The organism is Delftia sp. WSY_12, from assembly GCF_043104645.1.
GTDB classification, from domain to species: Bacteria; Pseudomonadota; Gammaproteobacteria; order Burkholderiales; family Burkholderiaceae_C; genus Comamonas; species Comamonas tsuruhatensis.
Window position 1 is genome coordinate 204,888 of record NZ_JBICKW010000015.1, and the last position, 12,386, is coordinate 217,273.

Genomic DNA, 12,386 nt, shown 5'->3' on the forward strand with positions numbered 1-12,386 from the left:
ACCTTCAGAAACTCAGGCGCGAATGCTCAGAAACTCGGAGGTTTGGGACAGGCGCTGCAGTTGCAGCTCCTGCCAGCGGTGGCCCGCTTCATCGATATGCACGGGGCCGAAAAAGGCGGGAGAGTGCTCGGGCGCAGGCTCGGTGCGCACGAATGCGTCGGCGCTGCGCAGGCCCTGCAGGCGGTCCACGAGCAGGGCCGCATTCACTTCCAGCGCGGCATTGAACGCCAGCAGGCTGGACTCGGCCAGCGCCGGTTCGCTGCGTGTCACGCCGTGGCCCAGCAGGCTGGCCAGGTCGATCACGCCGGCCAGGGTGCCGCGCAGGTTGGCAATGCCCAAGAACCAGGGCTTTGTATAGGGCACAGGCTGCACGCCGGCCCAGGGAAAGATCTCGCCGGACTGGCCCAGCGGCATCAGGTAGTTGCGCCCGCCGGCCTGGACGGCCAGCCAGGCCGCCACCTTGACGCCTTCGCTGCGTGCGGCCTGAAGGCGGCCAGCCAGACGGGACTGCAGATCGCGCAGTGCTTCACGGTTCGCCATGGGCAGCGCACCAGATCAGTTCAGCGCCGCGATCTTGGCCTGCAGCTCATCGGCATCCACAGGCTTGGTGATGTAGTCCCGCGCACCCTGGCGCATGCCCCAGACCCGGTCGGTCTCCTGGTTCTTGCTGGTGCACATGATGATGGGCAGGTCGGCGTACAGCGGGTCGCGCGTGATGGCACGCGTCAGTTGAAAGCCGTTCTGGCCGGGCATGACCACGTCCATCAGGATCAGGTCGGGACGGTCTTCGGCCAGGCTGCGCATGGCCTCTTCGCCATTCTCGGCCGTGCGTACCTGCAGGCCCTGCTTTTGCAGCATGTCGGACAGAAACATCAGTTCGGTCTTGGAGTCGTCCACGACCAGGACTTTGCGGATGGGCATCAAAGTGCTCCTATGGTTTGCTTGCCGAACTGCTCCACGGCCTGCAGCAGCTGGTCTTTGGTGAAGGGTTTCGTGAGGTAGTCCTGGCAGCCCACCATGCGCCCGCGCGCCTTGTCGAATACGCCGTCCTTGGACGAGAGCATGACCACAGGCGTGTCAGCAAAGCGCGCGTTGCGCTTGATGATGGCGCAGGTCTGGTAGCCGTCCAGCTTGGGCATGAGGATGTCGCAGAAGATCAGCTGGGGTTGGTAGTCGTTGACCTTGGACAGTGCGTCGAAGCCGTCGTCGGCCAGGAGCACTTCGTGCCCGCCCTGCTTGAGGAAGATTTCTGCGCTGCGGCGGATGGTATTGCTGTCATCCACCACGAGTACGCGCAAGGGTGCGCCCGATGTCGTCACTGAGAAACCTCCCGGAAATGTATGAGTCGGCGCGGGTGGTCCCGCGCTCAGATTTCGACCATCTCAAAGTCTTCTTTACGTGCTCCGCACTCGGGACAGGTCCAGTTCATGGGCACGTCTTCCCAACGCGTCTGGGGTGCGATGCCATGCTCGGGGCAGCCTTGCGCCTCGTCATAGATCCACCCGCAGATCAAGCACATCCAAGTTTTGGGGTCGGTCACAGCTTAAAGGGCCTTCACATAGAATGCAACGATTGTATCTAGTCACAACCACCCGCCACGGCCTTCGCTGGCGGGGCGCACACTGGGCTGAGCCATGGCATTGAACCCCTCCAACTCCCCCAGTCCCGACACCGAGCCGATGGACGAAACCGCGCCCGTCTGCGTGCTGGTCTTCAACGCCAGCGACCCCAGCGGGGCGGGCGGCCTGTCGGCCGATATCGCCACCATCGCCTCGGTCGGCGGCCATCCGCTGCCCGTGGTCACGGGTGCCTACGCACGCGATTCGGCCAAGATCTTCGAGCATTTTCCCTTTGACGACGAGGCCGTGGCCGAGCAGGCGCGCGCCGTGCTGGAGGACATTCCCGTGTCCGCCATCAAGGTCGGTTTCGTGGGCAGCCCGGGCAACCTGGCAGCGATTGCCGAGATCGCCTCCGACTACCCCGACATCCCCATCGTCTGTTACATGCCCGACCTGTCGTGGTGGGAGGAAGACCCGCTCGACCAGTACATGGACGCCCTCAAGGAACTTGTTCTTCCGCAAACGTCTGTGTTGGTTGGAAGCCACAGTACGCTGTCGCGCTGGCTGCTGCCCGACTGGACCAACAGCCGCAGCCCCACGGCGCGCGACATCGCCATGGCGGCCGAGGCCCTGGAAGTGCCCTACGTGCTGGTCACCGGCATTCCCCTGCCCGACCAGTTCGTGGACAACGTGCTGGCCACGGCGCAGTCGGTGCTGGGCAACAGCAAGTACGAGATGTTCGACGCCACCTTCACCGGCTCGGGCGACACCCTGTCGGCCGCGCTGACGGCCCTGGTGGCCAGCGGCAACGACCTGGGGCTGGCCACGCAGGAGGCGCTGGAGTACCTGGACCGCAGCCTGGACAGCGGCTTTCGCCCCGGCATGGGCCACTACATCCCGGACCGCATGTTCTGGGCCCAGCCCGAGCCCGAGGATGAAGATGCCGAGGCCGCCGCCGAGCCCCTCGCCGAACTGGACCCCGACACCCAGGCCATCGAAGGCTTCGTGATGCCCCCTCATGACACCAAGCATTGAGGCAGGCCACCGCCTGAGCGGCTGCGCGGCCGGCACAGGCCCTTGGCTTGGCACCTCTGGCTTGTCCCCCGCACATGGCAGACTCCTGCACTATGACCACTGACCTGAATATTCCCCTGTTCGAACGCGCCAAGGCCGTGATCCCCGGCGGCGTGAATTCACCCGTGCGCGCCTTCAACGCCGTGGGCGGCACGCCGCGCTTCGTGCGCCGTGCGCAGGGCGCGCATTTCTGGGACGAGAACGCCCAGCAGTTCACCGACTACATCGGCTCCTGGGGTCCGATGATCCTGGGCCACGGCCACCCCGAGGTGATGGCCGCCGTGCAGGCCGCCGCGCTGGAAGGCTTCTCCTTCGGCGCACCCACGGAGCGCGAGGTGGTGCTGGCCGAGAAGATCCTCTCGCTCATGCCCTCCATGGACATGGTGCGCATGGTCAGCTCGGGCACCGAGGCCGGCATGAGCGCGCTGCGCCTGGCGCGCGGCTTCACGGGCCGCAACAAGATCATCAAGTTCAACGGCTGCTACCACGGCCATGCCGACGCCCTGCTGGTCAAGGCCGGCTCGGGCCTGGCGACGTTCGGCGCCTCCTCCTCGGCCGGCGTGCCGCAGGACGTGGTCAAGGACACCGTGGTGCTGGAATACAACGACGTGGGCCAGCTCGAGGAGGCCTTCGCCCAGTTCGGCGATCAGATCGCCTGCGTGATCATGGAGCCCATTGCCGGCAACATGAACTTCGTGCGCGCCAGCGTGCCCTTCACGCGCCGCATCCGCGAACTCACGCGCGAGCATGGCGCGCTGATGGTCTACGACGAGGTGATGACCGGCTTTCGCGTGGCCCTGGGCAGCGCCCAGAGCCTGTACGCCCAGCAGATCGAAGGCTTTGCGCCCGACATCACCGTGCTGGGCAAGGTCATCGGCGGCGGCATGCCCATGGCGGCCTTCGGCGCGCGCCGCGAGATCATGGAAAAGCTCTCGCCCCTGGGCCCGGTCTACCAGGCAGGCACCCTGTCGGGCAACCCCATTGCCACGGCCTGCGGCCTCAAGACGCTGGAGCTGATCAGCGAGCCGGGCTTCCACGACGCCCTGCACGCGAAGACCGGCCGCCTGATGGCCGGCTTCAAGGCCGAGGCCGACGCCGCCGGCGTGCCCTTCAGCGTGGACCACCAGGGCGGCCTGTTCGGCTTCTACCTGCTGCCCGAGCTGCCCAGCACCTGGACCGAGGTCATGAAGACCGATGGCGCACGCTTCAACCGCTTCTTCCACGGCATGCTGGAGCGCGGCCACTACTTCGCACCCGCCCTGTACGAGGCCGGCTTCGTGAGCGCCGCGCACACGGACGAGGACATCGACAAGACCATCGAAGCCGCACGCGAAGTGTTCAAGACGCTCTGACGCTGGCCCGTACCTGCCGATCGAGCCCGCCCTTGCGGGCTCTTTTCACGTCAGGGCCGAAGAAAAGCCTGGCGCGCCTGTTCGACCTCATCGCGCACGGCACAGCCCTGCGCATGGTCGTTGACCAGGCCCATGGCCTGCATGAACGAGTAAACGGTCGTAGGCCCCACGAACTTCCAACCGAGCTTCTTCAGCTCCTTGGACAGCGCCCGGGACTCGGCCGTCTCGGACACGGGCCCGCCACCGGTCACGGGCTCCGGCGCATGGCGCCAGAAGAAGGCCGACAGCGAGCCTTGCGCCTCCACCATCTCCAGCGCCCGCTGCGCGTTGTTGATCACGGCCTCGATCTTGCCGCGATGCCGCACGATGCCCGCATCGCCCAGCAGCCGCAGCACGTCGTCTTCGGTGAAGCGCGCGACCTGGTGGAAGTCGAAGCCGGCAAAGGCCGCGCGGAAGTTCTCGCGCTTGTTGAGGATGGTCAGCCAGCTCAAGCCGGACTGGAAGCCTTCGAGGCTGAGCTTCTCGAACAGGCGCCGGTCGTCGGTGACGGGAAAGCCCCATTCACGGTCGTGGTAGGCCAGGTAGCTGTCCGTGGCCGCGCACCAGTGGCAGCGCGGCCGGCCGTCGGGGGCGGTGAACAGGCGGGACATGGTCAGGATTTCCCGGGTTCGGGAGAAGGGAGGGACAGCAGCCAGGCCGCCATCTGCAGGGATTGCGCCGTATCGATGTGCGGGTGGCGCGGCATGATGGCGCGGCCCCATTCGCCGGCCCCGCCCTCGCGGATCTTGCGCGCCAGGTATTCGGCGGCATCTTCGCGGCCACGGTAGCGGCCGGCGATCTGCTGGAAGGACGGGCCCACGTAGTGGCGCACCAGGCCGTGACAGCGCAGGCAGTCATTGCCTTCCACCAGGGCCTTGCCGGCGGCCAGCTGCGCGTCGGCTGTCACGGCAGCTGCGGCCGCCGCCGTGGTGGCCCCGACAGCCGGCCCGCGCATGATGCGCCAGCCGATGTTGAAGACACCCAGCGCCACCAGCAGCATGAAGACCACGAGCGCCCAGCCCAGCCAGCGGGGCCGCTGGGGGGCGTCGTCGCCCTCGTCGTCTGCGCCAGGAGGCAGTTGGCCGGCCATCAGTGGCGGAAGTGGCGCACGCCGGTGAAGACCATGGCCACACCGCGCTCGTTGGCGGCGTCAATGACTTCCTGGTCGCGCATGGAGCCGCCGGGCTGGGCCACGCAGGTGGCGCCTGCGTCAACGACCACGTCCAGGCCGTCGCGGAAGGGGAAGAAGGCATCGCTGGCCACGACCGTGCCCTGCAGGCTCAGCTTGGCGGCCTCGGCCTTGATGGAGGCGATGCGCGCCGAGTCCAGGCGGCTCATCTGGCCTGCGCCCACGCCCATGGTCATGCCGTTCTTGCAGAACACGATGGCATTGCTCTTGACGTACTTGGCGACCTTCCAGGCGAACAGCAGGTCCTGCAGTTCTTCGGGCGTAGGCTGCTTGACGGTGACGACCTTGAGGTCGGCCAGGGCCAGCTCATGGTTGTCGGCGGTCTGCAGCAGCAGGCCCGAGCCGACGCGCTTGGCGTCCACGGCGTTGCGGCCCTGGTCCCAGGCGCGCTCGCCGCCGGCCGGCAGGGCGATCTTCATGAGGCGCACATTGACCTTGGGCTTGAAGATTTCCAGCGCCTCGGCCGTGAAGTCGGGGGCCATCAGCACCTCGACGAATTGCTTGACCACGGCCTCGGCCGCCGCCTTGTCCACCGTGCGGTTGAAGGCGATGATGCCGCCGAAGGCGCTGGTGGGGTCGGTCTGGAAGGCCTTGGCATAGGCTTCGTGCGCGTCCTTGCCCACGGCCACGCCGCAGGGGTTGGCGTGCTTGACGATCACGCAGGCGGGCTGCTCGAAGCTCTTGACGCATTCCCAGGCGGCATCGGCGTCGGCGATGTTGTTGTACGACAGCTCCTTGCCCTGCAGCTGCTCGCCCGTGACCAGGGAGCCGGGAGCCGGATACAGGTCGCGGTACAGGGCGGCCTGCTGGTGGCTGTTTTCGCCGTAGCGCAGGTCCTGCACCTTGGTGAAGTGGCCGTTGCTCTGGCCGGGGAAGGGGCTGCGCTCGGGCACGTAGGCTTCGGAGAGCTTGTCGTCCTCGAACTTCACGCTGGACAGGTAGTCGCTGATGGCGCCGTCGTACTGGGCAATGCGGTTGAAGGCGGCCACGGACAGCGCAAAGCGCAGCTTGTCGGAGAGCTTTCCATTGGCCTTGAGTTCACCCAGCACGGCCTCGTACTGGCCGGCATCGGTGATCACGCCCACGTCGGCCCAGTTCTTGGCGGCAGAGCGCACCATGGCCGGGCCGCCGATGTCGATGTTCTCGATGGCGTCGGCCAGCGTGCAGCCGGCCTTGGCCACGGTGGCCTCGAAGGGGTAGAGGTTCACCACCAGCAGGTCGATCGTGTCGATGCCGTGCTCCTTGAGGGCCGCCATGTGGGCGGGCAGCTCGCGGCGCGCCAGCAGGCCGCCGTGGACCTTGGGGTGCAGGGTCTTGACGCGGCCGTCCAGCATCTCGGGGAACTGGGTGACTTCGGCCACCTCGGTCACGGGCAGGCCGGCCTCGGCCAGCAGCTTGGCGGTGCCGCCGGTGGACAGCAGCTTGATGCCCAGGGCGTGCAGGCCTTGGGCGAATTCGACAATACCGGTCTTGTCAGAGACGGAGAGCAGGGCGTTCATGGGCGTCGGTGCAGGGAGTTTGAAAAAAGGGGAATTCGTGCCGCTCAGAGCATGTCGTGCTCAAGCAGCTTCTTGCGCAGCGTGTTGCGGTTCAGGCCCAGCCAGTCGGCGGCGCGGGACTGGTTGTTGTCGGCCTGGCTCATCACCACTTCCAGCAGCGGCTTTTCGACCAGGTGGATCAGCATGTCGTACATGCCATTGGGCTTTTCGCCGTCGAGATCGCGGAAGTACCCCTCCAGGCTTTCACGCACGCATTGTTCGATGTTCTGGTTGCTCATACTGTCATTCCTGCGGGCTCTGCGAATTCGGCGCTTGTGGCGCCGGCATCGATGGCGGCTGGTATCCGGTCCATCTGCGCGCCCAGGGCGTCCAGATAGTCGGCCACGGCCTGCCATTGCACCGCGCAGTCCTCGATGGTGTTGATGTGTTGTCTGAATGCCTCGCCGCCCGGCAGGCTGCGCAGGTACCAGGCGATGTGCTTGCGCGCACTGCGCACGCCGGTGCCTTCGCCGTACAGGCTGTAGTGGTCCTGCAGATGCTCCAGCAGCAGCCGGCGCAGCTCGGCCACCAGGGGCGGGGCCATGTGCTCGCCCGTGGCCAGGAAGTGCGCGATCTCGCGGAAGATCCACGGCCGGCCCTGGGCGGCGCGGCCGATCATCACGGCATCGGCGCCCGTGTAGGCGAGCACGTCGCGCGCCTTCTCGGGGCGGGTGATGTCGCCATTGGCCACCACGGGCACGCGCACCGCCGCCTTGACGGCAGCGATGGTGTCGTACTCGGCAAAGCCCTTGTAACCCTGCTCGCGCGTGCGGCCGTGCACGGTGAGCATCTGTATGCCCACCTCCTCGAAGCGGCGGGCCAGCACCACGGCGTTCCTGTGCGCGTCGCACCAGCCGGTGCGCATCTTCAGCGTGACGGGCACGCCGTGCGGGGCGCAGGCCTCTACCACAGCCTGGGCAATCTCCACGGCCAGGGCCTCGTTCTGCATCAGGGCCGAGCCGGCCCATTTGTTGCAGACCTTCTTGGCCGGGCAGCCCATGTTGATGTCGATGATCTGGGCGCCACGGTCCAGGTTGTAGCGCGCGGCCTCGGCCATCATCTCGGCGTCCGTGCCCGCGATCTGCACCGCGATGGGCCCGGGCTCGCCTTCATGGTTGGCGCGGCGCGAGGTCTTGAGGCTGTTCCACAGGTCCTTGCGCGAAGTCACCATCTCGCTGACCGCATAGCCCGCGCCCAGGGCCTTGCACAGCTGGCGGAACGGCCGATCCGTCACCCCCGCCATGGGGGCGACGAACAGGCGGTTGGCCAGGGCATGGGGGCCTATGGACAGGGGAAGGGAGGACATCGGGAAAGCCGGAGAAAACGCGCGCGCCGATCACAAAACGGGCGGCAACAAAGGACCAAGATTGTACCTGCCCAAATTTTCAGCAGGGCTAAAACCGGGCCGTCAAGGCGGCCAAGCGGCGAAAACAAGACAGCGCAGCGGTTTCATGGTGTGGGAACGAAGGTACGCACCTGGCCCGGAACGGCCTGCAGCCCGTAGGCACCGAGCCGGCCCTGCCACCAGCGGCGGTTGAATTGCACGTCAGGAGAGACCTGGTCGTCGGGCATGGGGCGCAGGCCGACCTTCTGCAGCCCGGCTTTCTGCGGCCCGGCTGCCTGCAGCCCAGCCTCAAGCCCCAGGTCCAGCGCCTCGCCGTCGGCCAGCGGGCCGCGCACCACGGCCATGGCCTTGCGCCCGTCGGTCACCCAGGCGTCCAGCACCAGGGCCGGGCGGGGCTCGGGACCGGCCAGGCTCACGCAGCCTTGCAGACGCGGCTCCAGGCCCAGAGGCTCCAGCTCGCGCTGCAGCTGCTCCAGCCTGTCGGCCACGGCCGGGTCCGGCAGGGTGCAGCCCTTGGCCTGCAGCGCCTTGCCCCAGGCCGAGGTCGGTGCGGCCTCCTGGGTCGGTGGCGCCTGGGCAGCGGCCTGTGCCACCACGGTGGTGTCCTTGCCTGGCGATGGCTGCAACGCGGCGCAGCCGGCCAGGCCGGCTGCTGCCATTCCCAATGCCGCCCATCCTGCAATCCGCCCTGTCTGCATGACGCCCCCTGTTCTTTGTGGTTCCGGACCAGGCCCCACGATAGCTTCAGGCCGACAAGGCGTTAGCCAGCGCAGACCTACACTTGGCAGCACCTATGGAAGTCTGGATGCATCAATTGCTGGGCTGGCTGGCGCTGCCGCAGTTCGGCCTCAGCACCGTGTTCATCGTGGCCCTGATCTCGGCCACGCTGCTGCCGCTGGGCTCGGAGCCTGCGGTGGTCGGCCTGCTCCAGCTCAATCCCGACCTGTTCTGGCAGACGGTTTTCGTGGCCACGGCCGGCAATACGCTGGGCGGGGCCATCAGCTGGTGGATGGGCCTGGGCGCGCACAAGGCCTGGCGCGCGGCACGCGAGCGGCGGCTGGCCGGGCTGCCGCCTGAACGGGCCAAGCCGCCGCGCAATCTGTCACGCCACGAGCGCCGCGCCCGCGTCTGGCTGCGCCGCCTGGGCGCAAAGGCCTGCCTGCTGAGCTGGCTGCCCGTGGTGGGCGATCCGCTGTGCGCCGTGGCCGGCTGGCTGCGCCTGCCGTTCTGGCCCTGCGTGTTCTACATGGCCATCGGCAAGTTCCTGCGCTATGTGGTGATGACGGTGGTGCTGCTGCAGCTGCTGCCGGCCTCCTGGGCCAGCTGAGGCCGAAGCCCCCCCACCGAAGCCCTCCCCTTTTGCGATCTACGCCTGCGGCTCGCGCGCCCAGGGCGCCAGCGCGAAATGCGCGGCCAGGAAATCAATGAGCGCCTGCACGCGCGCCGGCCGGGCGCGCCCCGGCGGCGTGACGATGTGCAGGGCGATGGAGGGCACCTGCCAGTCGTCCATGCAGGTCTGCAGCGCACCCGATTGCAAATCTTCCCAGGCCAGGAATTCGGGCTGCAGGGCCAGGCCCAGCCCGGCGCGCAGGGCCGGCGCCAGGCCCTCGGCATTGTTCACGCGCATGGCCGTGGGCACGACCTGGGCGAACTCGCCGCGGCGCGCATGCACGAAGCGCCAGGCCTCGCCCAGGCGGCTGTGCACATAGCGCAGCGCCCGGTGCTGCGCCAGCTCGCGCGGATGGGTGGGGCGGCCGTGGCGCTCGAAGTATTCGGGTGATCCCACCAGCAGCAGGCGCACCGTGCACAGGCGCCGCGCCAGCAGGCTGGAGTCGGGCAGCGAGGAGATGCGCAGCGCGATGTCGAAACCCTGGGCCACGACGTCGATCAGCTCGTCGCTGAAGTGCAGGTCCAGCGTGACCTCGGGATGCTCGGCCATGAAGGCGGGCACGGCCGGCGCCAGGTGCGAGATGCCGAACGACATGGGCGCCGCAATGCGGATGGGGCCGCGCAGGCTCTTGGACTGCTCGCTGATCTCGGCCTCCACGGCCTCGCCCTCGGCCAGGATGCGCGCGGCCCGCTCCAGAGAGGCCTGGCCGGCGGCCGTCAGCGACATGCGCCGCGAGGTGCGGTGCAACAGGCTGGTCTTGAGCCGCGTCTCCAGCCGCGTGATGGCCTTGGAGATGGTGGGCTGGGAGACGCCCAGCTCGGCGGCGGCCTTGGCGAAGGAGCCCGTCTCGGCCACCTTGGCGAAGACGGCCCAGGCTTCGAGGTCAGGAAGTCTTGGCATGAAAGTTTTGGAATAGATGTCTTTGCATATTTTCTATTCTCTTCTTGATCGGCAAAACATAAAGTTCATCCATCGCAACACACAACGCAGCAGGAGAACACCATGATCGAACGCCGTCCCTTCCAAGCCCTTGGCGGTGCCAACCACGGCTGGCTCGATGCCAAGCACCACTTTTCCTTCGCCGGCTACCACGATCCGGCCCGCATGGGCTGGGGCGCGCTGCGGGTGTGGAACGACGACACCATCGCCGCCGGCACGGGCTTCCCGCCTCATGCCCACGCCAACATGGAAATCATCACCTATGTCCGTGAAGGCGCCATCACCCACCAGGACAGCCTAGGCAACAAGGGCCGCACCGAAGCGGGCGATGTGCAGGTAATGAGCGCGGGCACCGGCATCCGCCACTCGGAATACAACCAGGAAAAGGGCACGACGCGGATCTTCCAGATCTGGATCATGCCCGACGAGCGCGGCCAGCAGCCCCCGTCCTGGGGTGCCAAGCCCTTCCCCAAGGGCGAGCGCTCGGGCAGCTTCGTGGCCCTGGCCAGCGGCCTGCCCGGTGACGAGGACGCCCTGCCCATCCGCACCGCCGCCCGGGTGCTGGGCGCCACGCTCAAGGCCGGCGAGAGCACGGAGTACCGCATCGGCCGCGACCGCCTGGGCTACCTGGTGCCGGCCAGCGGCTCGGTGCAGATCGACGGCGTGACGCTCCAGGAGCGCGACGGCGCCGCCATCAGCGACGTCGAGACCCTGCGCGTCACGGCCCTGACCGACGCCGAGCTGGTGCTCGTCGACACGGCGCGCTGAAGCGCCCTTGCCGCCCCGGCTCCGGCCGGGGCCCACCTGCCCCAACTGTCTTTCCGAATTTCCGCTGTCCCTTCCTTCACCCAACCCACTGCCTCACAGGAGATCACCATGACCGACCGCAAGTACCTCGAAGTCCTGACCCCCGCCAACAGCCAGATCATCTTCATCGACCAGCAGCCCCAGATGGCTTTCGGCGTGCAGTCCATCGACCGCCAGGTGCTCAAGAACAATGTGGTGGGCCTGGCCAAGGCGGCCAAGGCCTTCGACATTCCCGCAACCATCACCACGGTGGAGACGGGCAGCTTCTCCGGCCACACCTATCCCGAACTGCTGGCCGTGTTCCCCGAGCACAGGCTGCTGGAGCGCAGCTCCATGAATTCCTGGGACGACCAGAACGTGCGGGATGCGCTGGCCGCCAACGCCGCCCAGGGCCGCAAGAAGATCGTGGTCTCCGGCCTGTGGACCGAGGTGTGCAACACCACCTTCGCCCTGTCGGCCCTGCATGACACGGACTACGAGATCTACATGGTGGCCGACGCCTCGGGCGGCACGTCGCTGGACGCCCACAACTACGCCATGGACCGCATGGTGCAGGCCGGCGTGGTGCCCGTGACCTGGCAGCAGGTGCTGCTGGAATGGCAGCGCGACTGGGCCCGCCGCGAGACCTATGACGCGGTGATGGACATCGTGCGCGAGCATTCCGGCGCCTACGGCATGGGCGTGGACTATGCCTACACCATGGTGCACAAGGCCGCCGAGCGCGTGCAGCATGGCGAGACCGTGGGCCCGAACCCCGCCAAGGTCTGAGCGTCAGCACGCGCCAGCAGGCAAGTCCCTTCTCAGGAGTCGAACCATGAAGCTCTACGCACTCTCCTTAGGAGCCGGCCTGCTGGTCGGCGTGGTCTACAGCCTGCTGCAGGTGCGCTCTCCCGCACCGCCGCTGGTGGCCCTGGTCGGCCTGCTGGGCATCCTGGCCGGCGAGCAGATCGTGCCCGTGGGCCGGCACCTGCTGCAGGGCATGGACCTGCGCAGCGCCTGCAGCAAGACGCAGGCCACCGAGCATGTGCTGGGCGAGTTGCCCGGTCGCAAGAGCACCGATGCCGATCGGCAGCACGGCTGACCTCTCCCCAAACCTTCAAGAAAACTGCACCATGACCACGCGCAGAAAAGTCCTGGGCTCCGCAGCCACCCTT

General features: G+C 67.4%; 17 protein-coding genes. 6 read left to right on the forward strand and 11 right to left on the reverse strand.

Going from position 1 to position 12,386, the window contains the following annotated elements; all coding sequences use genetic code 11:
* Positions 1–12: 12 nt before the first annotated feature.
* From ACF8LI_RS09395 to ACF8LI_RS09410, 4 genes are read right to left on the reverse strand one after another with little or no spacing between them, the layout of a single operon-like run.
* Positions 13–540, reverse strand: a complete 528-nt coding sequence (locus ACF8LI_RS09395; protein ID WP_016447935.1) for a chemotaxis protein CheW — start codon at positions 538–540, stop codon at positions 13–15.
* A 15-nt stretch (positions 541–555) separates the two neighbouring features.
* On the reverse strand, positions 556–921 hold the full coding sequence (locus ACF8LI_RS09400) for a PleD family two-component system response regulator (RefSeq protein WP_016447936.1): 366 nt from the start codon (positions 919–921) through the stop codon (positions 556–558).
* The gene (locus ACF8LI_RS09405) at positions 921–1,319 is read right to left on the reverse strand and encodes a PleD family two-component system response regulator (RefSeq protein WP_016447937.1); all 399 of its coding nucleotides are present in this window, start codon (positions 1,317–1,319) and stop codon (positions 921–923) included. Before ACF8LI_RS09405 ends, ACF8LI_RS09400 begins: the two co-directional genes overlap by 1 nt.
* Before the next feature lie 47 nt (positions 1,320–1,366).
* Positions 1,367–1,519, reverse strand: a complete 153-nt coding sequence (locus tag ACF8LI_RS09410) for a rubredoxin (protein WP_017406135.1) — start codon at positions 1,517–1,519, stop codon at positions 1,367–1,369.
* Between the two features lie 115 nt (positions 1,520–1,634).
* On the opposite strand from ACF8LI_RS09410, the gene ACF8LI_RS09415 reads away from it, so the two are divergent.
* Together ACF8LI_RS09415 and hemL are read left to right on the forward strand one after the other, a co-directional pair.
* Positions 1,635–2,594, forward strand: a complete 960-nt coding sequence (locus ACF8LI_RS09415; protein WP_016453190.1) for a bifunctional hydroxymethylpyrimidine kinase/phosphomethylpyrimidine kinase — start codon at positions 1,635–1,637, stop codon at positions 2,592–2,594.
* A gap of 74 nt (positions 2,595–2,668) precedes the next feature.
* Positions 2,669–3,985: a glutamate-1-semialdehyde 2,1-aminomutase gene (hemL, locus tag ACF8LI_RS09420; protein ID WP_370690594.1), complete on the forward strand. Its 1,317-nt coding sequence runs from the start codon at positions 2,669–2,671 to the stop codon at positions 3,983–3,985.
* A gap of 50 nt (positions 3,986–4,035) precedes the next feature.
* On the opposite strand, the gene ACF8LI_RS09425 is transcribed toward hemL, so the two are convergent.
* The 6 genes from ACF8LI_RS09425 to ACF8LI_RS09450 form a co-directional block, all read right to left on the reverse strand.
* Entirely contained in the window at positions 4,036–4,635 is a 600-nt protein-coding gene (locus ACF8LI_RS09425) for a DNA-3-methyladenine glycosylase I (RefSeq protein WP_016447940.1), read from the reverse strand.
* A 2-nt stretch (positions 4,636–4,637) separates the two neighbouring features.
* Positions 4,638–5,114 (reverse strand): c-type cytochrome, encoded by a 477-nt coding sequence (locus tag ACF8LI_RS09430; RefSeq protein WP_392412455.1) that lies wholly within the window; start codon positions 5,112–5,114, stop codon positions 4,638–4,640.
* A complete protein-coding gene (gene purH / locus ACF8LI_RS09435) occupies positions 5,114–6,712 on the reverse strand; it encodes a bifunctional phosphoribosylaminoimidazolecarboxamide formyltransferase/IMP cyclohydrolase (RefSeq protein ID WP_126312473.1) in 1,599 nt (532 codons plus the stop codon). Before purH ends, ACF8LI_RS09430 begins: the two co-directional genes overlap by 1 nt.
* Positions 6,713–6,756: 44 nt before the next feature.
* The gene (locus ACF8LI_RS09440; RefSeq protein ID WP_016447943.1) at positions 6,757–6,990 is read right to left on the reverse strand and encodes a Fis family transcriptional regulator; all 234 of its coding nucleotides are present in this window, start codon (positions 6,988–6,990) and stop codon (positions 6,757–6,759) included.
* Positions 6,987–8,057: a tRNA dihydrouridine synthase DusB gene (gene dusB, locus ACF8LI_RS09445; protein WP_392412457.1), complete on the reverse strand. Its 1,071-nt coding sequence runs from the start codon at positions 8,055–8,057 to the stop codon at positions 6,987–6,989. Before dusB ends, ACF8LI_RS09440 begins: the two co-directional genes overlap by 4 nt.
* A 143-nt stretch (positions 8,058–8,200) precedes the next feature.
* Positions 8,201–8,794, reverse strand: coding sequence for a hypothetical protein (locus ACF8LI_RS09450; protein WP_392412459.1), 594 nt, complete (start codon positions 8,792–8,794; stop codon positions 8,201–8,203).
* Between the two features lie 107 nt (positions 8,795–8,901).
* Between ACF8LI_RS09450 and ACF8LI_RS09455 the strand changes: the two genes are divergently transcribed.
* A complete protein-coding gene (locus ACF8LI_RS09455) occupies positions 8,902–9,423 on the forward strand; it encodes a YqaA family protein (protein ID WP_016447946.1) in 522 nt (173 codons plus the stop codon).
* A gap of 39 nt (positions 9,424–9,462) precedes the next feature.
* Here the strand turns inward: ACF8LI_RS09455 and ACF8LI_RS09460 are convergent, their stop codons facing one another.
* Positions 9,463–10,386 carry a LysR family transcriptional regulator gene (locus ACF8LI_RS09460; RefSeq protein ID WP_133072283.1) on the reverse strand — a complete coding sequence of 308 codons (924 nt, stop codon included), beginning with the start codon at positions 10,384–10,386 and terminating at the stop codon, positions 9,463–9,465.
* Positions 10,387–10,488: 102 nt separating this feature from the next.
* On the opposite strand from ACF8LI_RS09460, the gene ACF8LI_RS09465 reads away from it, so the two are divergent.
* From ACF8LI_RS09465 to ACF8LI_RS09475, 3 genes are all read left to right on the forward strand, one after another.
* A complete protein-coding gene (locus ACF8LI_RS09465; RefSeq protein ID WP_016447948.1) occupies positions 10,489–11,193 on the forward strand; it encodes a pirin family protein in 705 nt (234 codons plus the stop codon).
* A 108-nt stretch (positions 11,194–11,301) separates the two neighbouring features.
* On the forward strand, positions 11,302–12,000 hold the full coding sequence (locus ACF8LI_RS09470; RefSeq protein WP_016453184.1) for a hydrolase: 699 nt from the start codon (positions 11,302–11,304) through the stop codon (positions 11,998–12,000).
* Between the two features lie 46 nt (positions 12,001–12,046).
* Positions 12,047–12,313 (forward strand): XapX domain-containing protein, encoded by a 267-nt coding sequence (locus tag ACF8LI_RS09475; protein WP_016447950.1) that lies wholly within the window; start codon positions 12,047–12,049, stop codon positions 12,311–12,313.
* Positions 12,314–12,386: the final 73 nt, after the last annotated feature.